This is a genomic window from Dawidia cretensis, from assembly GCF_018598175.1.
Lineage (GTDB): Bacteria > Bacteroidota > Bacteroidia > Cytophagales > Cyclobacteriaceae > Ohtaekwangia > Ohtaekwangia cretensis.
In genome coordinates this window covers 17220-41807 of sequence record NZ_JAHESE010000040.1, presented here as the reverse complement: position 1 = coordinate 41807, position 24588 = coordinate 17220, and the positions used below count along the sequence as shown (strand labels likewise).

Genomic DNA, 24588 nt, shown 5'->3' with positions numbered 1-24588 from the left:
GATCGGGTCGTGCTGTATACTACTATGTGAAAAAAAAGTAGTCCGGGGAAGAGACATTTTGACCGATGGCATCCCCAGACTACAGCCTGAGACTTATTGCGTAAACTCAAACCACAACAAACCTATGAAATTTTTACATAAGCTGCTCATGCTTATATCAAAATACACATGGCGTCTTTTTATCATACAGGTCGTCTGTATGAACCTCGGATTTGCGTCGGATATCAACAGCCAAAGCCTGGAAAAGGTAAAGGTATCCGTCGCGTGCCAGCACGCCACGTTGTCGACCGTGTTCAAAGAGCTCGAAACGAAGACGGATTTTGTCTTTGCATATTCGGGACAGCTGGATTCGCGCAACACCGTTACCCTGCATTACAAAAAAGCCACCTTGCGCCGTGTGCTGGAAGACCTGTCACGACAGGCCTCTATCGATTTTCAGCTGGTAAACAAAACCATTTCTGTAAAGGCCCGCGAAGTAAAATCTTTGGCGTTGCGACCGCCGGCCATTACCGTGCGCGGGCAGGTAAAAGATGAAGACGATACGGCGCTGCCGGGTGTAAACGTGCTGGAGCGTGGCACCACCAACGGTACCACGACAGATGCCGACGGAAACTATAGCCTCGACGTGGCGGGGGAGAACAGCGTGCTGATCTTTTCCTTCATCGGCTATAGCAGCCAGGAAATTACCGTAGGCACACAGACCGCTATCAACGTACAGCTCCTCGCCGATGTTACCACGATTCGCGAAATCGTCGTGATCGGCTACGGCGAGCAGGAGAAGAAAGACCTGACCGGTGCTGTGTCGGTCATCAACAGTAAGAACATGGCCAACGTACAGGCCGCTACCGTGGCGGAAGCTATCCAGGGGTTGGCCCCCGGTGTAAACATCCGCAACAGTGGTCGTGCCGGCAGCGAGTCGACCATCGAGATCCGCGGCCTCGGTAACTTCTCCAACAACCAGCCACTTTATGTTATCGACGGCGTGCCGACCATCGCGACGCGCGACTTTAACTCCAGCGACGTAGAGTCTATCCAGATTCTGAAAGATGCATCCGCCGCGGCCATCTACGGATCGCGCGCGGCCAACGGTGTCATCATCATTACCACCAAGAAGGGCAAGTCCGGGCCGATGAAAGTGGACATCAGCGCACGCTACGGCGCACAAACATTGCCGCGCTATGATTTTATGGATGCCGCCGATTTTAAAAAGTATAATACCATGGCCTACCGCGAGGCCATTGAAGTAGAGAAGTCCCCTGTGATTATCGGGCAGGGCTATCAGCAATATCCCGACGGCGTCGATACCGACTGGCAGGAAGAAACGTTCCGCACAGCGCAAACGCAGGATTACAACGTTACGGTCTCGGGCGGGAATGAATTCGGAACGTACCTGGTATCGGGCAACTACTTTGGCAACACCGGCACCAGCGTCGGATCGTCGTTCGAGCGCTATAGTTTCCGCGTGAATACGGAAGGCCGGCGCGGCCGCTTTAAGATCGGCGAGAATATGTCCATTGCCCGTGGTGCGTCCGATGACCTGATCACTAATCCTTTCTGGGACATGTTGCGCATGCTGCCCACCATCCCGGTACACGATGCGGCAAATCCCGGTGGCTTTGGGTATGGCAATGAAGGCAAGGCTCGTACGTTTGGAACAAACCCCATCGCCCGCGAAGCGTTGGAGGAGACCACCAACGACAACCTGCGCCTGCGGGGCAATCTCTACGCGGAAGTAGAGCTGCTCAAACCGGGCGTGTTGACCTATCGCGTCAATGCCGGCCTGGAATCCAGCCAGGAACATTACAAGTACGTGCGCCGCATCGGCAACTGGACGCTGAACCAGCCCTTCGATCCTTCGGCCGTGATTGAGAACCGTGGGCAGTATGTGTCCACGTTGATGGAGAATACCCTTCACTTCAATAAAGAATTCGGTAAACACAAAGTAGATGCTGTAGTGGGGACAACCTTCCAGCGGCAGCAGTATGATCAACTGTCGGGTACGAAACGCAATCTCTTGTTCATCGGCGGTAAATATTACGATGTGGTGGATGCCGGTACATCCGATCCGGAGTCGGGTGGATTCAACAACGAAGACGCACTGATCTCATACCTGGGGCGTGTGAACTATTCGTATGGTGACAAATACTATCTCACCGGCACCGTCCGGCGCGATGGCTCGTCGCGGTTTGCCCGGGGAAGCCGCTGGGGTAATTTTCCGTCGGTGAGCGCCGGCTGGCGTATCAGCGGTGAAGAGTTCTTCCACGTGTCCTGGATAGACGACCTGAAGATCCGCGCCAACATTGGTATGTTGGGTAACTCCAGCATCGGCCGCACGATTGGCTATAGCGGCAGCTTCTATAACTCGAATATCTACAACCTCGGCAACTGGGATTATCTGTCGCAGGTAAACGCCACCATCATTTCGGTCGTCGGCACAGATCAGCACCTGGTAAACGGTGCGGCACAGGTTAAGCTGGCGAACGCCAACCTGCGTTGGGAAACCAAGAAACAGGTGAACTTTGGTACGGACATGGCCTTCCTCAACTCCCGCCTCGCCCTGACGCTCGAGTATTTCATATCGACGACAACGGACGTATTGACGGAAATGCCCATCCTGTTTTCTACCGGCAACGACGGTGGTAACCCCTGGGTAAACGCCGCCAGCATTCGCAACAAGGGTATCGAGATCACCACCACCTGGAAAGACAATATACAGGGGTTGAAGTATAGCATCACCGCCAACGTATCGACCCTGCGCAACGAAGTGCTCGAGCTGGGCTACGGGCGCAATGATGTATTCACCGGCATTACCCGTACGACGGTCGGTGAGCCCATCGGTATGTTCTACCTGCGCAAGACCGATGGTTTGTTCCGCAGCGAAGAGGATGTGCTGAACCATGTCAACTCGCAAGGCAAGGTCATTCAACCGAATGCGAGGCCGGGCGATATTCGCTATGTCGATTTCGACGACAGCGGCGAGATCAACGATGCCGACCGTCAGATCGTGGGCAACCCCTGGCCTAACTTCGACCTGGGCCTGATCACCAACTTCGAGTATAAAAACTTCGATCTGTCGATGATCTGGTATGGCGCCTTTGGGCAGGATGTATACAACGGCTCCCGTGCAGCCGTCGAGCGCTTTGACGACAACTCGAACTACTTTGCCTTCGACGATGAAAAGCCGTACCAGGAAGATCCCAACAGCGACTTCCCGCGCCTGCTGTATGGCGACGATCGCAATGCCCGCGGCGACATCGACCGGTGGCTGGAAGATGGTTCCTATTTCCGCCTGCGCAATGTCACGCTGGGGTATAACCTCCCGCAGCCGCTCGCGCAGCGCCTGCACGTGAGCAACGCGCGTGTATTTGTAACGGGGCAAAACCTGGCGACGTTCACCAGCTATACCGGCCTGGACCCCGATTTCACCGCACCCGACATGTGGCGCCGCGGCTACGACGAAGTGCGTTATCCCAATGCGCGCTCATTCCTGGTAGGCCTGCAGTTTAATTTCTGATCCCTAACGCACAGCGACATGAAAAACATCAAATTCTATATACCTATACTCATTGCAGCCTTCGTTATGACCAGCACCCGCTGCAGCGAAGACCTGCTCGATATCGAGAACCCCAATACGCCGACGGTAGAAAGTTTCTGGAAAACAGAACAGGACGCCGAAATGGGCCTGAACGCCGCCTATAACATGTTCTATAAACCGTCTACCTGGACGCGCTGGATCTACTTTCGCTATGACCTCACCTCCGACGAGGGGCATAGTACCAGCCCGTGGGGTGAGCTGGCCGACTGGACACGCTTTAAGTATTCCAACTATAACTTCTGGGATGGCAACAACTGGCATTGGCGCGATTTCTACAAAGCGATCTTCCGCACCAACCAGGTGTTGACCTATGTGCCCGCCATTCCTTTTGACGAAGCCCGCCGCGACCGTATCCTGGCGCAGGCGCGCTTTATCCGCGCGCTGTACTATTTCCAGATCGCCCTGCTGTGGGAAGATGCGCCGATCGTACTGGAAATTTCCAAACCCGATGATCAACCCGAGCAACGCACCGAAGCCGAAATCTGGGCGCAGGTAGAAGAAGATCTGAACTGGGCAAAAGACCGGTTGCCCGAGAAGTGGGATGACCCGAACATGGGCCGTGCCACGAAGGGCGCTGCGAAAGCGCTGCTGGCCCGCGCCTATGCGCAGCAAAAGAAATACCCCGAGGCTAAAGCCGAGCTGGACTGGCTCGTGGTGGGTGACGGCAAACAATACTATGGCCTGATCGATAACTATCGCGAGAACTTTACCCATAACTTCGAGAACAACATCGAGTCGGTGTTCGAGATCCAGTTCAGCGATCGCAACAAAGGTAATGACAGTGACAACCTCAGCGCCTCGATGGGCTTTCAACGTACGCAGTTCTTCGCACCGGGCGGCATCGGCTGGCAGGACGGTAAAGCCCGCGCCTGGCTGATCGACGAATACAAAAAAGAGAAAACGAAAGACGGTAAAAACGACAGCCGGTTACTCACCAATATATTCTACAAGCAGGCGTATAAGGACTTCCCGGATGCAGCCAACAACGATACGTTGGTATACAACCGCCAGTGGAACAACGTGGACTGGGGCAACGAAACCTTTATCAAAAAGTACTCGACGTATTATTACCGCGACCGCGAAGATTACCATGCTCCGAACAACTTCCGGTTTATACGTTATGCCGATGTGCTGCTGCTCTACGCCGAAATGCTGAACGAAACAAACCAGACCGCCGACGCCTACCAATATGTGAACATGGTGCGCGAGCGCCCCAGCACCAACCTGCCCAGGCTGGAGGATGCTTACCCCGAGATCGGCACCGACTATAACCTGTTCAAGAAGCGTCTGCAAATGGAGCGCAGCCTCGAGCTCTGCTTCGAAGCTGTCCGGTGGATGGATCTGAAACGTTGGGATCTGCTCACCACGCAGGCCGGCATCGACGAGCTGCGTACACGTGACATTGACTTCAACAACTTTACCGTAGGCAGAAACCATCGCCTGCCCATTCCGCAGGTCGAAGTCGACAACAACGAACACCTGGACCAAAACAACCCCTACTAGAAAACAGTGTGAGGGTGAGAGCGGGAGCGAACAGGTATGCTGTTTTTTTTCTCTTCGCTCTCACACTCACCCTCACGCTGTATTTTCCCGTGCCGTTCGACCGGGTTCTTGTTTTTTGAGCTGGCGTTAACTCCTATATTTCGTTGTAAACTTCGCATAGCATGGCAAACATACCGCTGTATTATTTCTTTTGGATCCTGTCCTGCCTGACGCCCGGGATATCCGGTGACCCGGCTCAACGGGAAGAGCCTGTCGAAGGCATTCGCATTGCGTGGGACCGCAGCACCTTGCGCCAGCTGTCGCCAACGGCCCCGAAATACGCCGGTTATGCCCGCATGATCGTATTGCACGACGGCAGTTTGTTCTGTGTCTACGAATGCCAGGGCGCTACGCACGCCATTCGCAGTTTCGATCAGGGCAATACGTGGACGGCGCCCACCGTCGTAGCCGCCCCGGAGAACGGCATTGCCCGTGTCGTGCCCGAAGTGCTGCAGCTGCGCGACCGCAGCATCCTCGTATCCTACAACCTGCGCCCGCCGGGCAACAATACAGATTCCACCAAACGTTTCGCCATCGAGGTCCGACGCAGCGTCGATGGCCTGCAATGGTCGGCCCCGGTGCGCATCTATACCGCGGGTCCTGAATTTAGCAACGGCTGCTGGGAGCCCGCGCAACTACAGCTGCCTACCGGCGAGATCCAATTGTTCATAGCCAACGAAGCCCCCTATACGCAGACCAACGAGCAGGAGATCACGCTCTTTCGCTCGCACGACAACGGCGCCCACTGGACGGCCGGCGAAACGGTAAGCTTTCGCAGCAAGCACCGCGACGGCATGCCCGTACCGTTGCTATTAAAGAACGGCCGGGAAATCGTCTATGCCATCGAAGACAACGGCATGAGCGGCCAGTCGTTTGTGCCCGTGATCATTCGCACACCGGCTACCGGCGCGTGGAGGAATGCGCCCGTGCTGGCGGAAAGCGCCGATCGTGCACATGCCCTGGAAGCCCGCAACCGCGTGCCGGCATCTGCCTATGCCGGCGCACCGTATATCCGCCAACTGCCGTCGGGCGAAACGCTGCTCTCGTATCAAAGCACCGAGTGGCGCCACAACGCACCGTGGGATCGCAGTGACATGGTGGTGGCCATTGGCGATGATGAGGCGCGGAACTTTAACCGTAAGTCGCGGCCGTTCTACTTTGCCGACTCGACCAAAACCTGCCTCTGGAATTCCGTCGCCGTGTTAAATGACACCACCGTGGCAGCGCTCGGCTCTACCAATGGGGTGGGGCCTAACACGGCCGTGTGGATGATCAAAGGCTATGTGGTGCCGCCAGTAACAGCACCGCGACATACCGCGCGCGTAAAGCATCCGTTGTTTATCGGCGGCTACGGCCCCACGCAGGCGCGCATGGGACTTACCTGGGACGATCGGCAACTTTATATCCAGGCCGCGGTAAAAGATACGGATGTCGTCGATAATCAAAAGGTGAACGATGGATTGCAGTTTTACCTCGACCCGGGCAATCAGTCTACAGCAGCACCCGTAAAAGGAATTTTCAAAATTTTACTAGACGCCGCCGGATCCGTGACGTTCGAAGAAGGGGAGAAGGGAAGATGGGTCACCCGGGAATCGGCTACTATAGACAAGACTGTCACGCGCAGATCAGACGGCTATCGGATCGACGTGCGCATACCCTGGTCGGCGCTGGGAACGAAACCGGGTCCCGCGATTCGATTCCATGCCGTGTTAAACGATGTAGCCGCGACCGGCCATACATATACCGAACCGTTGTCGGGCAACGAGAGCGGGAAGCCCTATACATGGTCTTCTGTAAAACTTGTTACTTCCAAAAATGGACATCCATGAAATTCATTAAAAACATCTGTATGGCCTTCTTGTTGATGGCCTGTTTTATGCAATGCAAAAACAATCCTGACGCCGAGGTTGACGAAGGGGAGGGAGACATACCCGAAGGACACTATAAAAACCCTGTCTTTATACCCACGTTCGCCGACCCCACGGTCATCAAGGCCAACGACGGATATTTTTATGCCTATGCCACCGAAGACGGCTGGGACTACGGCAAGCCTGCGCACATCGTACCCGTGATCCGTTCCCGCGACCTGGTCACCTGGGAGTTTGTACGCGATGCCTTCGACACCAAGCCCGCGTGGAAAAACCCCGCCTTTGTCTGGGCACCCGACATCAACCACATAAACGGAAAGTATTACCTATACTACTCGTTGTCCCTCTGGGATGATCCCAATCCCGGCATCGGCCTGGCGGTAAGCGACTCGCCCGCCGGCCCCTTTGAAGACCGCGGCAAAATACTGCTGAGCGACGAGGTGGGTGTGAAAAACTCCATCGACCCGTTCTACTACGAGGAGGGAGATAAAAAGTACCTGTTCTGGGGCAGCTTCCGCGGCATCTACGGCATCTCATTAACTGCCGACGGCACCGCCATCACCGGCGACAAATTCCAAATCGCCGGCGACTGGATGGAAGGCACCTACATCGTAAAACGCAACAACTACTATTACCTCTTCGGCTCCAACGGCCACTGTTGCCTGGGCCGTGAGACGCCGTATAACGTGATGATCGGCAGAGCCTCGTCCATCGAAGGCCCCTACACAAACCAACAAGGCCAGTCGCTCCTGACGCACACCGGCAACGCATTCCTCAAAGGCGATCCGTCGCCCGGCGTAACAACCGGTTTCGCCGGCCCCGGCCACAACGCCGAGATCATCACCGACGAAGAAGGCACCGACTGGTTCCTCTACCACGCCGTCGACAAAAGCCGCCCGCTCCTCCCTAACGGCGCCACCCGCCGCCCCCTCATGCTCGACCGCATCGACTGGGTAAACGACTGGCCCCAAATCGCCAACACCGCGCCAAGTGACACCGCACAACGCAAACCAAAAACAGAGTGAGCGATAAAACAGCGTGAGTGTGAGAGCGAGAGCGAAGAGGTGTATATTCGCGACAGCATCTGGCGCAAGTCTTAGCCCCGTCTCGGGGCGGAGACTTGTGCCCACCATGGTACCAGTCTTCAGACTGGCGTGGAATAAGGTTGTAGTAAAGTATAAAAGTAAATAACATGACTAACCGCATAATTCTCCTCGCATTCTTCCTGGCCTGCACGCTCCACGCATCAGCGCAACAAACCTTCACCAACCCCATCCTTCCCTCCGGCGCCGACCCCTGGGCAATCTACCATGAAGGCTATTACTACTACACCCACACCCTGGGCAACCGCCTCGCCCTCTGGAAAACAAAAGACCTGACGGCACTAAAAGACATCACCCCCAAAACCATCTGGACACCACCATCGTCCGGCCCAAACTCCAAAGCCATCTGGGCCCCCGAGCTACACCGCCTGGACAACAAATGGTATATATACTACACCGCCACCGACAAGGCGAATGACGGCGATGCCAACCGCTACGTCTTCGTACTGGAAAACACATCCTCCGATCCTTTACAAGGCACCTGGGTAGACAAAGGCAAAGTAAACACCGAACACTCCGGCCTCGACGGCTCCGTCTTCGAGCATCGCGGCACGCGTTACTTTCTCTACTCCGCCTACGTCGGCCCCCAAAGCGTATTGGTCATTGCCAAAATGAAGAATCCCTGGACACTCGAAGGAACACAAGCCATCATCGCCGCCCCTACACACGCATGGGAAAAATTCGGCGGCCGCCAGATCCTCGAAGGTCCCGAATTCCTTGCCGGTAAAAAAGACGAAATATTCGTCGTCTACTCCGCCAGCGCATGCTGGGCCGACGAATATGCGCTCGGCATGCTCGCCGCCAAAACCAACGCCAACCTGCTGGACCCGGGCGCATGGACCAAGGTATCCACGCCCGTATTCCAACAATCTCCCGCCCACAACGTATATGCCACCGGCCACAACGCCTTCGTCCAATCCCCCAATGACAAAGAAAACTGGTTATTATACCACGCCAACACCGGCCCCGGCCAGGGCTGCGACCACCGCCGCTCCCCCCGGTTGCAACGGTTCACCTGGACGGCAGACGGCCGCCCGGATTTCGGGCAACCAGTGAAGGCTGATTCAGTGCTGCAAATACCAGCACGCTAATTCGTGCACGTATCGGCGCGTCCAGGGAAATGCTGGCGCAAGAGTAGCGCGCAGTGCGTCTCTTGTGACTTAAACTGCAGCCAGTCTAAGACTGCATACAGTTTACGGCACAAGTACCGCACCTCCGCTAACGGTCGGCGCTAATACCTTGCGCCAGCAACACCGGAATGCCCTGTGCTCGCCAACACACTCCATTCATCCAAAAATCAACCTTCTTCATTGCATTCCAGCCCAAATGTCGCTTCATTTGCTAAAACGATTAACTAAATCTAACAGAATTCGCCTGACGCGACGCCTCTGAGCTTCCTATCCCATGCAGACATTCAAACACTTGCTCATCAGCCTGGCGCTAGCCATGCCGTTATTCGCACAAGCACAAACCGAAACAATCCCGCTAAACAGCGTCGATACCGAATGGCAGCTAACCCCTCAAGCCGATATACGCAGCGCAGGCACCGAAATCGCCACCCCCGGCTATAAATTCCCAACCTCCGTAAAAGGCGTCGTCCCCGGCGTCGTCTTCACAGCCTACGTGGAAGCAGGAAAAGTGCCCGACCCCAACTACGCAGACAATATTTGGAAAGTCGATGAGTCGTTCTACAATCGACCATTTTGGTATAGAACAGAATTTGCGCTGCCGCCGTCGTTTGTAAAGCGCGGTCGGATCTGGCTGCATTTCGACAACACCAATCGCTATGCCGATTTCTATTTTAATGGAACAAAACTATCCGGCACAAAGACCTCGACCAAAGACGTCAGCGGCCACATGCTCCGGACGAAATACGATATAACCGACCTGATCCGCGAACCCGGAAAGAATGCCATAGCTGTATTGATTACCGATGCCGACCAAAAGAAACATCGCCACGATAAAGAAGGCTTTGGCGTGACCGCCAGCCCAACCTATCTCTCCGCCGCAAGCTGGGACTGGATGCCCTATGTACCCGGACGATTGGCCGGCATCACCGGCAATGTATACCTCACCGTCACCGGCGACGTAACGATGCAAGACCCCTGGGTCCGGTCAGAACTCGAATCGAACGAGTTTGCATATCTAAGCCTTTCCTCCGCTATAAAAAATTCATCAGCCTCCAGGAAAGAAGTCGTGCTGGCCGGCGTGATTCAACCCGGCAACATCGAGTTCTCAAAGAAAGTGACGCTAGATCCGCATGCGACATCCACGGTATACATCGACCGGAAGGAATTTTCGCAGCTCATCGTGCGAAACCCCAAACTATGGTGGCCCAACGGCTACGGCGAGCCCAATCTGTATACCTGTACGTTGACGTGCTCGGTCGAGGGTAAGACCTCGGATGTAAAGGAAATCACATTCGGTATTAAGAAGTATGAGTACCAGTTTACAAAAAATGCTGCCGGATGGCCCGTCATGACCTTCTACATCAACGGCCAGAAATTATTCCTCAAGGGCGGCAGCTGGGGTATGGACGAATACCTGCTGCGTTGTCACGGTAAAGAATATGAGACAAAGATCAGGCTCCACAAAGACATGCACTACAACGTGATCCGCCTCTGGACGGGCTGCGTAACCGACGACGAGTTCTACCATTATTGCGACAAGTATGGCATCATGGTATGGGATGACTTTTGGTTGTACGTGGCCTACAACGACGTAGCCAGCGACGAAGACTTTAAGGCCAATGCCCTCGACAAAGTACAGCGTCTGCGAAATCACCCCAGCATCGCGCTGTGGTGCGGCGCCAACGAAACGCACCCCAAGCCCGCGCTCGACGACTACCTGCGCACCATCGTGGCCCAGGAAGATCACAACGACCGCCTGTATAAATCATCGTCCAACCAGGATGGCCTGTCGGGCAGTGGTTGGTGGGGCAATCAACCGCCGAAGCACCACTTCGAAACATCGGGCAGCAACCTGGCCTGGAATAATCCGCCGTACCCCTACGGCTCCGATCGCGGCTATGGCCTGCGCTCCGAGATCGGCACGGCGACGTTCCCCACGTATGAAAGTGTCATCCAGTTTATTCCGAAGGACAAACTGTGGCCGCTGCCGACGGACGAGCAATTAAAAAACGAGGATGACAACGTCTGGAACAAACACTACTTCGGAAAGGAAGCCTCAAACGCCAATCCGATAAACTACAAGACCGCGGTAAATACCCAGTTCGGCGAGTCGTTGGGGTTGGAAGCATTCTGCGAAAAGTCGCAGTTCATCAACATCGAAGTGATGAAAGGCATGTACGAAGCGTGGAATGACAAGATGTGGAACGATGCGTCAGGGTTGCTGATCTGGATGAGCCAGTCGGCATATCCGTCTTTCGTCTGGCAGACCTATGACTATTATTATGATGCCACGGGCGCCTACTGGGGTGCAAAAAAAGCCTGCGAGCCGTTACACATACAGTGGAATGCATCGAGCAACAGTATAAAAGCCATTAACGCCACGGCCGAAGATCTCAAAGGTGCTATTGCAAAAGCCCGCGTCTATAACCTGCAGGGTAAAGAAGTAGCACACTTTAGAAAAGAAGCAACGGTGGACGTCGCATCCAGTAACATCGCCGAAGTCTTCACCCTAAACTTCAACCCGTACAACCTCGCCTATGGCAAAACCGTGGCTGCATCCTCGGCGATCCAACCGGCCGCCCTGGCGGCAGACGCCGGTGCCGGCAGTCGCTGGGAAAGCGAGTATAACGATGCGCAGTGGCTTTCCGTTGACCTCGGAAAAAAACAAAAGATCCAAACCGTGGTGTTAAAGTGGGAAGTCGCCTGCGCCAAAGAATATACCCTCGAAATCTCCGACGACGCCAAAACCTGGAAGACCGTATACACAACAACGGACGGCAAAGGCGGAACCGAAGAAATTGCCATCAAACCAGTATCGACGCGATACGTCCGCATGCTGGGTATCAAGCGCGCAACGCAATTCGGCTATTCTATTTATGAGATGGAAGTATACGGACAAGACAGATCCAGTCAGGACATGACACCACTTCATTTTATCAAGCTGGAGCTGACAGATGCCAAAGGAACCCTGCTGTCCGATAACTTCTATTGGAGAAACGGCGTAAAAGACCTCGACTATACGCCACTCAACACATTACCCGCAGCAGACCTAACCTGCTTACTACGCAGCAAGGACATCAAGGAAGAAACAGTCAAACTACAACTAGCGGTTAAGAACAATTCTCAAACCGTGGCCTTCGGCAACCGCCTGCGCCTGGTAAAAAAAAACACACAAGAACGTATACTCCCCGTAATCATGTCCGACAACTATATCGCGCTCATGCCCGGCGAGGAAAAGCTCATCTCAATAGAAGCCGATGCTGAGCTGGTAGAGGGTGGCATAGACATCCTCCTAAAACAATACGGCCAGCCCGAACAAAAGGAACTGACCATATCAAATCCTTAGGCAAGGGGTAAAGGCATCTGGTGCGAGTCTTGGTCTGCCTGCATTTATGGTAGAGTTAAAGCAGGTATAAAATGAACACCATTATTAACGGAGCATGTAGAGCTACTTTTGATGGAGCTATAGAAGTAATTTTCTGACTAAGTAATACTGTCATGTAAATTTTTTAAAGCCAGTTCATACTCCATTTTCATGGCATATATATTGTCCATATCATCTGAGTTTCCCTCACATTCAATCGCCTTTTGCAATTTATCAATCGCCTGATGATATAGTGCTTTAGCTTCAGATCCTGTTTTGGTCTTGGCTAAATTACCTAAATCATGTCCCCAGTTGTTAAAGGCTTCGCGCTTATCCGGTTTGATTTGAATTGCCTGCTGATATTTATCAAATGCCTGATGGTATAGTGTCTCAGCCTCAGATCCTGTTTTGGTTTTGGCTAAATTACCTAACTCAGTTCCCCAGTTGTAAAAGGCGTCGTGCTCGTCCGGTTTGATTTGAATTGCCTGCTGATATTTATCAAATGCCTGATGGTATAGTGCTTCAGCTTCAGATCCTATTTTGGTCTCGGCCAAATTGCCTAAATAAATTCCCCAGTTGCTAAAGGCTTCGTGCTTATCCGGTTTGATTTGAATTGCCTGCTGATATTTATCAAACGCCTGATGGTATAATGCTTCAGCTTCAGATCCTGTTTTGGTCTCGGCCAACTCGGCTAAATAAGTTCCCCAGTTGTAAAAGGCACTGTGCTTATCCGGTTTGATTTGAATTGCCTGCTGATATTTATCGAATGCCTGATAGTATAGCGCTTCAACTTCAGATCCTGTTTTGGTCTTGGCTAAATTACCTAAAGCATTTCCCCAGTTGTTAAAGGCCTCGTGCTTATCCGGTTTGATTTGAATTGCCTGCTGATATTTGTCAAATGCCTGATGGTATAGTGTCTCAACTTCAGATCTCGTTTTGGTTTTGGCTAAATTACCTAAATCATTTCCCCAGTTGTAAAAGGCACTTTGCTGATCAGGTTTGATTTGAATTGCCTGTTGATATTTATCAAATGCCTGATGGTATAGTGCTTCAGCTTCGGATCCTGTTTTGGTCTCGGCCAAATTTCCTAAATAAATTCCCCAGTTGTTAAAGGCTTCGTGCTTATCCGGTTTGATTTGAATTGCCTGCTGATATTTATCAAATGCCTGATGGTATAGTGCTTCAGCTTCAGATCCTGTTTTGGTCTTGGCTGAATTGCCTAAAGCATTTCCGCAATTGTAAAAGGCTTCGTGAAGATCAGGTTTTAATTCGACGGCTGTTTCATATTCGACAATGGCTTCTTCATGCTTTCCTAATAAACTACAATTAACCCCTTTCAGCAAATACTTAAACGCCTCCCTTTCCAATAACTTAGTTTGGTTGGGGTTTATTTCCGTTTCAAATTTTAACAGCTTCATTTCAATTGCTTCGAATTGTTGCCTAAGCTGTTTCATTTCTTCACTCTCCTTATCTATTGAATTCTTTTTGATGGAGATCATTTGATCGATGATTGTTTCTATTTCTGCGTAATCGCTCACTGAAATCGGAGTCAGAAAGTTCAGGGTGCTATCGATAGGGGTTTTAGTGATGATAAAGTGCTTTTGGTTATAATCGCCTTGCAACTTTCTGATCTCCTCAAATAAATTATTTATCTGAAAATCTCCCATCCCCGCACCTATAAAGAGGATTGACTTATTGAGAATAATATTTTTTAGCACCAAAATAGAGTGTTCCGCATCCCTGGTGGGATTTTTATAGAGATTTTGGTATGCAGAGGGAAATAACACCATCGAGTCTACATCTTCAAAGCACCCATGAAGTTTAAAAAGTAGGGGTGCCCCGGTTTCCTTATGCTTTGTCAATTCGTAATTCTTGCCTTTGTATGCTCTGTTTTTTCTTAAAAGTGGAATGGCTTTCTCAAAGGCTGTATCATAGTTGGTTGTTACAATCTTGTTAGACAGTTGATACAATTTCTCATGCAGTGTAAAATCATTATCCTCGGCCAGGTCCAGGAAATCCTTGATAAAGTCACTTATTTCTTTCTTCGGAATATTGTTGTCACTTTCAATCAAATCCAATACTTTGATCGGTGGCTGTCGTGACAATACTGGAAGTAAATAATCTACATCGTACCCTTTTTGTTTTAAATGCCCTAGCATTTGCTCTACTAAATTCGTCCACCCCTTTAGCGGCTGCTTATTAATGTTGAACAATCCATACGATAAACCAGCCCCCACAAAGACGATTAAATTGTCATTACAAATAGCCTTTTCCAGGTCATTTGGTACTCTATTTTGCATTGCGATTCTTAGTTTTTGAGAACAAAAGCAACAAGAAAATATATTATTCGATGGTTGCCAGTCACCCAAATTAAGAATTGTTGTTATCAACACTGATACTGAACGCTATTTTTTTTGGAAGCATGGATTTTGTGGCAATGAGGGTGGACTGCAGGTTCGAATTCCGTAAGCACGAATGAAGCACCCTTCGGTCTACCGTGGCCCCGCGATGGAGCCGCATGCTAATGCCAACGTTTAACGGATACTCACAACAACCTTCCCCACATGACTCCCGCCTTGCATATACCGAAACGCCTCCTGCACCTTCTCCATCGGAAACACCTGACTAATCACCGGCCGTAGGCCATTCACTTCCACAGCTCGCGCCAAATCTTCAAAGTATTCACGCGTTCCCACCGAGATCCCTTTCATCCGCACGATCTGTTCCGTTGACTATGCCTTTCAACGCATCGGCGGCAAATACAAGGGCCGCATCATCTGGCAACTCGGCGCCGGCACGCGCCGGTATGGCGCACTGCGTAAAAGCATTCTGGGCGTCACACACAAGATGCTGACGCAGGCTCTGCGTGAGCTGGAGCCGGATGGCCTGATCACCCGCCAGGCCTTTGCCGAGCTGCCGCCGCGCGTAGAGTACACACTCACGCCCACCGGTCAGGGTCTGATTCCGTTCATCAACATGCTCAACGAATGGGCCATGCAGCAAATGGATGCCCTGAGTATTCCGCGCTACTATAAAACGTCTGAGCACGACCTCGTTTGTGCACCCGAAGCGGGACGTGTCACCGCGACAGCCGACCGATAACGGCCACCGCGGACACCCCGAAAAAAAACTTTCCATTTTCTGTTACCTTTTGCAACCAGCAGTAGTCTTTATGCAAAGCCACGGTCATGCTCAAGAACTACTTCCTCGTCACCCTACGCAACCTGTTCAAGAACGGGTTCTACTCTTTCATCAACATTGCCGGCCTTGCTACCGGCATTACCTGCAGCATCCTGATCCTGCTGTGGGTCCACGACGAAGTGTCGTACGACCGGTTCCTGCCCAAGGCCGACAGGCTATACCAGGTATGGGCCAACGCCAAGTTTGACGGCGAGATCAACTCGTGGACGTCCGTGCCGCTACCCACGTATGAGGCCATGCGCACGGCCGACAGCCACATTAAACGCGCCGCAGTAACGGACTGGGGCGGCGATCACTTGCTGACAGTGGGAGAGAACCGAATCACCAAGCGAGGATATTATACCGGTGAGGATTTCCTACAGATGTTTGAATTCCCGCTGCTCACCGGCCAGGCAAACCAGGTCATGGCAGACCCCCGTTCAATCGTTATTACCGAGGCCACCGCCAAAGCATTGTTCGGCGACGAAGACCCGATCAACAAGGTCATACGCGTCGACAACGAGCACGAGCTCAAGGTGACCGGCGTGCTGCGCAACCTGCCGTCGAACTCTACTTTCCAATTCGACTTCCTCATGACCTGGAAATTCCACGAGCAGAGCGAGGAATGGGTGCGGCGCAATACCACCAACTGGGGCAACTATTCCTTCCAGGTATTTGTCGAGCTGGATGACCCTGCCCACCACGCGGCTGTGGAAAGCCGTGTGAAGATGATGCTACAGGAACATGGCGAAAAAGATACCAAACCCGAATTCTTTTTATACCCCATGCTGCGGTGGCGCCTGCAGTCGTCATTCGACAATGGCGTGGAGACGGGCGGTATGGTCGAATACGTACAGCTTTTTGCCGTCATTGCTATATTTATACTTGTCATCGCCTGCATAAACTTCATGAACCTGGCTACGGCGCGGTCAGAGCGACGTGCGCGCGAGGTGGGCATACGCAAGAGCATCGGCTCCCGTCGCCGGGAGCTCGTGCTACAGTTTATTGGCGAGTCTACTTTTATTTCCTTTATAGCCTTCGCGATTGCCGTGCTGCTGGCCCAGCTGTTGCTGCCGTATTACAACGACATGGTGGAGAAGAAGCTCACCATCGATTACCTGTCAGGTGAGTTCTGGTTGTTCTCGCTTGGGCTTATCCTGGGCACAGGGTTGGTGGCGGGCAGCTATCCGGCCTTCTATCTTTCGTCCTTCCAGCCGGTAAAGGTGCTGAAAGGTAAGCCCACCATCGGCAAAGGCGCCGGCCTGCCGCGCAAGATCCTCGTGACGCTGCAATTTGGTTTTTCGATCCTGCTCATCATCGGCACCCTGGTGATCTACCAGCAGATCCAGCTTGTACGGGGACGTACGCTCGGCTATGAGCAGGAGAACCTCATGTCGGTAAATTATACCAACGAAGTAAAAAAGAATTTCCGTGCCATCAAGTTAGACCTGCTGGCGTCGGGTGCCGTAGAAGCCGTTACCAAAGCCAACAGCGCCATTACCGAGATCAACTCCAATAACTTTCTGGGCTGGCCGGGCAAGCCCGAAGAGCTGCGGGTGATCTTTACCACGATTGCCACCGAATACGACTGGACAAAGACGATGGGTATCAAAATCCTCGAAGGCCGCGATTTTTCAGAAGACTTCAAGAGCGATACCGCCGCGATCCTGATCAACAAAACAGCGCTACAGCTGATGAACCTCAAAGATCCCATCGGCACCGAGCTGGACTTGTGGGGTGGCAAGCGCAAGCTGATCGGCGTGGTGGACGACGTGCTGATGGGCTCACCGTATGATCCCGTCAAGCCGATGTTTGCCGTACTCGACCCCGAGTGGACCAACGCTGTCACCATACGGCTCAAGAAGACAAACGACCTGCAGGCGTCGATCAATGCCGTCAAGGCCGTATTCGAAAAACATACGCCCGCCTATCCCTTCGAGTATCGTTTTGCCGACGTGGAGTTTCAAAAGAAGTTTACCACGATCAACCTCACCAGCCAGCTGGCCAGCCTTTTTGCCACGCTGACGATCGTTATCACAGGCCTTGGGTTATTTGGCCTCGCAGCCTTTACCGCCGCGCAACGCACGAAGGAGATCGGGATCCGCAAGGTGCTGGGAGCCAGTGTGCCCAGCCTGGTACAATTGATCTCACGCGACTTCTCCATACTGGTCATTATTGCCTTTACCATCTCTTCGCCGATCGCATGGTGGCTGCTGACCATGTACCTGGAACGTTATGCCATCCGCGCTCCGATCGATTGGTGGGTATTTCCGCTGACGGGTATACTGTCGCTGATCTTTGCGTTGGTCATTGTGAGCACACAGGCCATGCGGGCGGCCCATGCCAATCCCGTAAACTCTTTGCGGAGTGAATAGTGCCTTACTGTTGAACAACTTCGTTGATCCATGCCTGGTACTGCTTCAACAGACGTGAAACAACATCAGCATGCTGACCGGCAACGTTTTGTTTTTCCATTGCGTCGGTCTTGAGATTGACCAGCATCAGGTTGTCTGTCGTCAGTTCTTCGCGCGATACTTCGACCGGGCTGTGCAACAACTTCCAGTCGCCGTCGAGTACGGCCCACTGTGGATTTTCTTTTGAGCCCTGACTCTGCCAGTATACGGTAGCGTGTGGGGTATTGGTTGTTCCGTCGCGGATCACCGGCACCAGGCTTTTGCCGTCGATCTTGCCTGCGGGCAACGGCAGCTTGCAATACTCGGCTAGCGTCGGGAACCAATCCATGTTTGTGGCCACCTGGTTGCGTGTTTGGTTGGCAGGGATCTGGCCGGGCCAGCTGATCGCCGCGGGCACCCGGATTCCGCCTTCGAATACACTGAACTTCGAGCCGCGGTAATTACCGGCGGAGCCGCCGCCGGAGAATGTACGCTCTTCGCGGGAGAAGCCGTGGTCGGATTGAAATACGATAATCGTGTTGTCGCGTAGCTTGAGGTCATCCAGTTTTAGCAGCACAGCGCCGATCTTGTCGTCCATCGTCGACAGGAACGCAGCATATTGTTTTCGCGGAGCGGGGAGGTCTTTGTAATGCTCCAACCACTTCGGCTCGCCTTGCAGCGGGTAGTGCGGCATGTTGATGGCCCAATAGAGAAAGAAGGGCTTCGCCTGGTTGGCCTCGATAAATTTATTGGCCTCGGCCACCATCAGGTCGGGGAAATATTTTCCGGGCTCATATACTTCTGCACCGTTGCGCCAGAGATCATGGCGATTGGGCCCGTTCCAATAAAAGAAGTGCGAGTAGTTATCAATGCAGCCGCCCATGAAACCAAACGAATAATCAAAGCCCTGGGCGTTGGGCAAGGTCTCTTTCGAATAGCCCACATGCCATTTGCCGATGTGGCCCGTGCTATAGCCGCCGTCTTTAAACAGCTCGCCGAGGGTATATTGGCTGCCCGGCATGCCGGCTTCACCCGCTTGCGACGAAGCATTGCCTGCCAGCCCGGCCCGCTGTGGATAGCGGCCTGTGAGCAAGGCCGCACGCGAGGGTGAGCAAACCGGCGACGCGGCATAAAAGCGCGTAAAGCGTACGCCGCTTTTGGCCAGTGCATCCATGTTTGGCGTATAGAGATCCGTTGATCCGTAAAGGTTGGTGTCCGCATACCCCTGGTCGTCGGTGTAGATCACGATCACGTTTGGCCTGGAGGCAGACGTGGTTTTTTGCGCCCATGCTTCCCAGGAAAACAATAGGCTCAACGTTAGGACTGTCAGGAAGGGGCGGCGTTGCATCGTCATACGGTAAAGATAGGCAACACGCATCGGTTAGTCCAGCAAGCCGGGCAAGGATTTCCTTGCCCGGCCGTGGCAGTGTTATCGGTGGCTTATTTCGGCTGTGGCGTGGTGCCGGGTGCTTGTTCCAAAAGTTTCAGCGCGTCGTCGTCTTTATACTTCAGGATCTGCGTACGCAGCTCTTTTTTCAAAGAAGCCGTAATTTTTTCATAGCCATTCTGCCCGTAGAGGTTGTTGAGGTTGTGCGGGTCCTTCTTGATATCGTAGAGCTCCCAGAAATCCTCGGGGCCATAGAACCGGGCCAATGTATACTGTTCGCTGCGGATCCCGAAGTGCGGGGCCACACGGTGCGGATGTGGATATTCGTAGTAGTGGTAATACGCCGCGGTTCGCCACGGCACCTGCTTTCCACTGACGATGGGCAGGAATGATTCGCCTTGAATCTCCTGCGGTATCATGGTGCCGGTAATATCCAGGATCGTCGGCGCCCAGTCGACATTTGAAATGAGCCGGTCTACTTTGGTGCCCGGCTTGATCACGCCCGGATACCGAATCACAAACGGTGTCTTCAGAGACTCTTCATAAATAAACCGCTTGTCAAACCAACCGTGCTCGCCCAGGTAAAAGCCCTGGTCGGAAGCATAGATCACAACCGTGTTCTCCGACAGCTTGGTTTGATCCAGGTAGTCGAGCAGTCGGCCGATGTTGCGGTCCAGGGAATTGGCCGTAGACAGATAGTCGCGCAGGTAACGCTGATACTTCCATTCGGCAAGCGCCTTGCCCGTAAGCTTTTTCTCATCGAGCTCCCGGCTTACTTTCTTTTCATAATACTTGTAATACGCAGCCTTTTGCTCGGCAGTAAAACGCATGTAGGGATTATAGCGCCGGGTACTGGTACTGTCGTAATCAGCGTGCACCTTCAGGTCCGTCTTCAGTACCATCGTGCTGTCGATGGTCATGTCCTGCTTTTGCGCGGCAATCCGGTTTTTATAGTCATCGTAGAACGTCGCAGGTATCGGGAAGGTAACGTCGTCATACGCACCCAGGTCCTCGAGGGCGGGCAGCCACTCGCGGTGCGTGGCTTTGTGGCCCACCACCAGGAAGAACGGCTTGGAGCGGTCGCGCTTGTCGAGCCATTCTTTTGATAACTGCGTGATGATGTCCGTTACATACCCGGTATACGTCTCCGTTTCGTTTTTACTGTTGATAAAGTCGGGATTATAGTACGAGCCCTGTCCCGGCAATACGTGCAGGTAGTCGAAGCCGTGGGGCAGTGCCCCCAGGTGCATCTTGCCGATCCAGGCGGTTTGGTATCCATTCTTTTGCAGTTGCTCGGGAAAGACCGGTTGTGCAATATCGAAACTGCGTTCGTTCAGCTTATAGCCGTTCAGGTGACTATACTTCCCCGTGAGCAGCACCGCGCGGCTGGGGCCACAGATCGAGTTGGTCACGACATTGTTGTACAACAGCGCGCCGCCGTTCGCAATGCGGTCGATGTTCGGCGTCTTTGTCAGCGTACTGCCGTACGCGCTGATGGCCTGATAGGCATGGTCGTCGGAGATAATAAAAATAACATTCGGGCGGGCGGCTGTTTTCTTTTCTTGTGCCCGTATCAGCCCCGTGAGGGCCAACACGGCAATCATCAGAACGATTTTTTTCATGGCGGAATATACGCCTATTGCCGCGAAGGTCCGCGTAGCGTCAGCTACACTGCCCGAGTGCCACCCAGATGATAATAAAAACAACAACTGTACCCAGGCAGCCGCCGCCCAGTTTTTTTGCGCCGTATCCGGCAATAAGTCCTCTGAAAAGATTGTTCATATGATTTTGGATTGATAGACGAAGGCATAAAATACCGTGCCCGGTATGGCGGGAAAATGCCATTATCCTTCTTCTTCACGTAGTACAAAGACAATAATTGGTTTAGAAGTTGAGAATGGTGCCATTGTCGTGATTGCTGGCGCAAGGTATTAGCACCGCGTTAGCGGAGGTGCGATACTTGTGCCTAAAACTGCGGCCAGTTTCCAGACTGGCGTGTCCACTTCGGAGGAAGGCAACTATATAAGGCGCGAGTCTCCGCCCCGGAACAGGGGCCGTGACTCGCGCCAGCACTTTAGCGATTTAAGGCTACTTCAACGCAAACTTCTCCAGCTCCGTATTAAACTTCTCCATCTCCTCTACAAACAGCGCATGCCCGCTATTTTCAAACTTCACCACATACGAATTCTTGATCCCTTTGTGAAGCTCCTCGGCAAAAGCAAAGTCACACAGCTTGTCTTTTACACCGTGGAAGATGACAGTAGGTATTTTAATCTTCGACAATTCAGGACGCAAGTCGAGCTGGGTCAGCGCCGAGATGGATTGTGTCGCAGCATACGGCGATGCTTCCAGGTTGATCCCCTTCAACCATTCCGACATGCCTTTCGAAAGACTCGTTTCCGTAGCGCCAAAAGCCTTGTCGAAGTTATCCAGCACTTGTGGACGATCGGTGCGGGTCAGTTGAATAAAGCCGGCAGCACCTTCTGCCGTCAGGCCAAACGGATAGCCCGGGCGCTGTAACCACGACGGCGCCGCGGCGGCGAATAACGCCAGCTTGCCGATGTGCGCGCTGTTATACCTGGTAACGTAGTGTAAAACCACGGCACCGCCCAGCGAGTATCCGCCCAACACGGCATTTTCGATCTTGAGCTTGTCTAATATCACCTTGATGTCGTCCGAGAAAACATCGAAGTCATAGCGACCATACGGTTTGTCGGACTTGCCAAAGCCCCGCAGCGAGATGCCGATGACGCGGAATCCTTTTTGTACCAGGTATTGGTATTGATACTCATACATGGCGTCGCTCAACGGCCATCCGTGGATCAATACAATGGGCTGTCCGTCGCCCAGGTCGGTTACATGCAGGCGCACATTCTTTTCTACTTCAATATACTCTTCCCGGCCGGCCGAGGCGGGTACTCTTTTCCCTTGTGCAAAAACGGAAGCGTCGAATGCCATAGCGATAATCAGGAGCATGGCAAAAAGGATTGTTTTCAACGCATAGTGTTGGCGGAGCCGGTTGTTTACTAAACGATTCATATTTGTTGTTTTTAGATGTTGTTGTAAATGATTTGATGATACAAAGGTGGGGCAACCGGACCCGCGGAAAAATGGACAAACGTCCATGTGGCTTGTACTTTTTTCCCGTATGAAGGAGGGAGGAGATAATGTGCCGGTGTAACCGTGCAGGAGGGGAGAGACGCTATGAATCGACTACTGAAACAACGAATGGTCCGATGGCGTGCGCCATCAGACCGGGAGATATATCTTGTGGTGTGGGGCTACAGGCCGTTTAACATCAGGTTGACCTTGGGGAACAGTTCGCCCACGCCGAGGGCAGCCCACAGGATAAAGATTCCGAGCAGGAATTTGACGAGTCCGGGGATGCTGCGTCCTGTCTTGTCTTTAAAAAGTGCCTGCAGGGGCGGAAAGTATGCGCATGATAATACGAGGAGAAAAACCCCGAATCCAGGGTCGTTGCCCCAAAAAACATTTACCAGGCCGATGCCGATCACGATTACGCCGAAGAAAGCGTTAAAGAACTTCCAACCCACCGATTGGTCATTCATTTTCATTTCCACAGGGTTTGTCATATGTAGTAGTGATTTTGTTAGTCGCTTGAAATTTGACTGAACGAAGATATAAAAAGAACTTTTAATTGCAAAGTGAATAAAACAGAAAATAGTGGGATAACTGGCGAAACCTTCTTTATGCAATAGTGTTGCATTACTAAAAGCTTCCCGCTATCTTGCCCGCTGATGCAAGCGGGACACCAGGAATGATCAAAAAGAGACACAGGCGGGGCATACGCCAGGGGCTTTCGTTTCTGGTAATATTCCTCTATATCGTATGCACGGCTCTTCCGGGGGTACTCCATGCCCTTCTACATGACCACAAGGTCACGATGGCCCACACCGTTGCGCAAGAGAATGATCCTTGTCACCGCATGCTCTACCACGGCGAAGCCGCAGCCTGCGATCACGATGCCCATTTGATTGATTCGGACGAATGCCCGATGTGTGATGTAGCTTGCCACGCCGATTACATCCTTGTTCCCAAGGTGATCGTTCCACAGGCGGTCTATACGCAACATTATTTCTCGTGCTATAAACAACGTTTAGACAGCTACTGGGCTGTCCTGTCTTCGTCGCGGGCACCTCCTGCGCGAGCCTGACCTTCCGAACCTGCCGTTCATTCTTCCATTTCGGTAGGCTATTCCCTGATACATCCTCCGGCAAACGCTAATGCGCACCAGCGGGTCAGTTGACCTGCAGGGCGGGGTTCTGTATTGTCAATCGTATTCCATCCTTGTCACTTTTTATGTATATGCTACACGCTATAAATCTCACCAAAGAGTTTGATGCCCGACCGGTATTAAACCAGGTCAACCTCACGGTTGACAAAAATGAAGTATACTGTTTGCTCGGCCAGAACGGCGCGGGTAAAACCACGACGATCAATATCTTCCTCGGTTTTCTCGAGGCCTCCTCCGGGCAGGCGCTCATCAATGGAAAAGACGTACAGTCCCATCGGGCGCAAACGAATAAAATGATCGCGTATATCCCCGAAGTGGTACAGCTTTATGGAAACCTCTCGGGACAGGAGAACCTGGATTTTTTTAGCCGGCTGGCGGGGTTTACCTATACTTCCGGCGAGCTGACCCGGTTTCTGCGCAAGGCGGGCTTACAAGAGGAGGCGCACAGCCGGCGGCTGTCGACGTTCTCCAAAGGCATGCGCCAGAAAGTGGGCATCGCCATCGCCCTGGCGAAAAAGGCCGATGTGATCTTTATGGACGAGCCCACGTCGGGGCTGGATCCCAAAGCAACCGCGGAGTTTACGGTGCTCTGCCAGGAGTTTGTCGCGGAAGGTAAATCGATCTTCATGGCTACCCACGACATTTTTAATGCCGTGAACGTCGGCACGCGCATCGGCATCATGAAGGAGGGCCGCCTGGTGCACGAACGTGTTACCCGCGACATCACGGCCAACCAGCTCCAACAATTATACCTCGAAACGATTTAAGTCC

Annotated in this window: 16 protein-coding genes; 9 read left to right on the top strand and 7 right to left on the bottom strand. The window is 52.7% G+C overall.

Annotated elements, in window-relative coordinates; genetic code table 11:
- The first annotated feature begins 199 nt into the window (after positions 1-199).
- The 6 genes from KK062_RS26245 to KK062_RS26220 all read left to right on the top strand — a co-directional run bounded on the left by KK062_RS26245 (position 200) and on the right by KK062_RS26220 (position 12584).
- Positions 200-3514, top strand: a complete 3315-nt coding sequence (locus tag KK062_RS26245) for a SusC/RagA family TonB-linked outer membrane protein (RefSeq protein ID WP_254087351.1) — start codon at positions 200-202, stop codon at positions 3512-3514.
- 18 nt (positions 3515-3532) lie between these two features.
- Positions 3533-5098 (top strand): RagB/SusD family nutrient uptake outer membrane protein, encoded by a 1566-nt coding sequence (locus KK062_RS26240; protein WP_254087350.1) that lies wholly within the window; start codon positions 3533-3535, stop codon positions 5096-5098.
- Between the two features lie 161 nt (positions 5099-5259).
- Positions 5260-6966 (top strand): exo-alpha-sialidase, encoded by a 1707-nt coding sequence (locus KK062_RS26235; protein WP_254087349.1) that lies wholly within the window; start codon positions 5260-5262, stop codon positions 6964-6966.
- A complete protein-coding gene (locus tag KK062_RS26230; protein WP_254087348.1) occupies positions 6963-8030 on the top strand; it encodes a family 43 glycosylhydrolase in 1068 nt (355 codons plus the stop codon). Before KK062_RS26235 ends, KK062_RS26230 begins: the two co-directional genes overlap by 4 nt.
- A 167-nt stretch (positions 8031-8197) precedes the next feature.
- Positions 8198-9199 (top strand): glycoside hydrolase family 43 protein, encoded by a 1002-nt coding sequence (locus KK062_RS26225; RefSeq protein WP_254087347.1) that lies wholly within the window; start codon positions 8198-8200, stop codon positions 9197-9199.
- 313 nt (positions 9200-9512) lie between these two features.
- Positions 9513-12584, top strand: a complete 3072-nt coding sequence (locus KK062_RS26220) for a galactose-binding domain-containing protein (protein ID WP_254087346.1) — start codon at positions 9513-9515, stop codon at positions 12582-12584.
- A 137-nt stretch (positions 12585-12721) separates the two neighbouring features.
- Here the strand turns inward: KK062_RS26220 and KK062_RS26215 are convergent, their stop codons facing one another.
- Both KK062_RS26215 and KK062_RS31125 read right to left on the bottom strand, forming a co-directional pair.
- Positions 12722-14902: a tetratricopeptide repeat protein gene (locus KK062_RS26215; protein ID WP_254087345.1), complete on the bottom strand. Its 2181-nt coding sequence runs from the start codon at positions 14900-14902 to the stop codon at positions 12722-12724.
- A 234-nt stretch (positions 14903-15136) separates the two neighbouring features.
- On the bottom strand, positions 15137-15313 hold the full coding sequence (locus tag KK062_RS31125; RefSeq protein WP_369075188.1) for a zinc-binding dehydrogenase: 177 nt from the start codon (positions 15311-15313) through the stop codon (positions 15137-15139).
- Here KK062_RS31125 and KK062_RS26210 point away from each other — a divergent pair.
- Together KK062_RS26210 and KK062_RS26205 are read left to right on the top strand one after the other, a co-directional pair.
- A complete protein-coding gene (locus KK062_RS26210) occupies positions 15231-15704 on the top strand; it encodes a winged helix-turn-helix transcriptional regulator (RefSeq protein WP_317195813.1) in 474 nt (157 codons plus the stop codon). The two genes, KK062_RS31125 and KK062_RS26210, sit on opposite strands and share 83 nt — an antisense overlap.
- 86 nt (positions 15705-15790) lie before the next feature.
- Positions 15791-18157: an ABC transporter permease gene (locus tag KK062_RS26205; protein WP_254087344.1), complete on the top strand. Its 2367-nt coding sequence runs from the start codon at positions 15791-15793 to the stop codon at positions 18155-18157.
- A 4-nt stretch (positions 18158-18161) separates the two neighbouring features.
- Here the strand turns inward: KK062_RS26205 and KK062_RS26200 are convergent, their stop codons facing one another.
- The 5 genes from KK062_RS26200 to KK062_RS26180 all read right to left on the bottom strand — a co-directional run bounded on the left by KK062_RS26200 (position 18162) and on the right by KK062_RS26180 (position 23655).
- The gene (locus KK062_RS26200) at positions 18162-19529 is read right to left on the bottom strand and encodes a sulfatase-like hydrolase/transferase (protein WP_254087343.1); all 1368 of its coding nucleotides are present in this window, start codon (positions 19527-19529) and stop codon (positions 18162-18164) included.
- Positions 19530-19615: 86 nt separating this feature from the next.
- On the bottom strand, positions 19616-21184 hold the full coding sequence (locus KK062_RS26195; RefSeq protein ID WP_498366327.1) for a sulfatase family protein: 1569 nt from the start codon (positions 21182-21184) through the stop codon (positions 19616-19618).
- Positions 21185-21650: 466 nt separating this feature from the next.
- Complete coding sequence (locus tag KK062_RS26190) at positions 21651-22601, bottom strand: alpha/beta fold hydrolase (RefSeq protein WP_254087342.1); 951 nt, start codon at positions 22599-22601, stop codon at positions 21651-21653.
- Between the two features lie 242 nt (positions 22602-22843).
- Positions 22844-23137, bottom strand: a complete 294-nt coding sequence (locus tag KK062_RS26185; RefSeq protein WP_254087341.1) for a hypothetical protein — start codon at positions 23135-23137, stop codon at positions 22844-22846.
- 308 nt (positions 23138-23445) lie between these two features.
- On the bottom strand, positions 23446-23655 hold the full coding sequence (locus KK062_RS26180; protein ID WP_254087340.1) for a hypothetical protein: 210 nt from the start codon (positions 23653-23655) through the stop codon (positions 23446-23448).
- Between the two features lie 233 nt (positions 23656-23888).
- Between KK062_RS26180 and KK062_RS26175 the strand changes: the two genes are divergently transcribed.
- Positions 23889-24584: an ABC transporter ATP-binding protein gene (locus KK062_RS26175; RefSeq protein WP_254087339.1), complete on the top strand. Its 696-nt coding sequence runs from the start codon at positions 23889-23891 to the stop codon at positions 24582-24584.
- Positions 24585-24588: the final 4 nt, after the last annotated feature.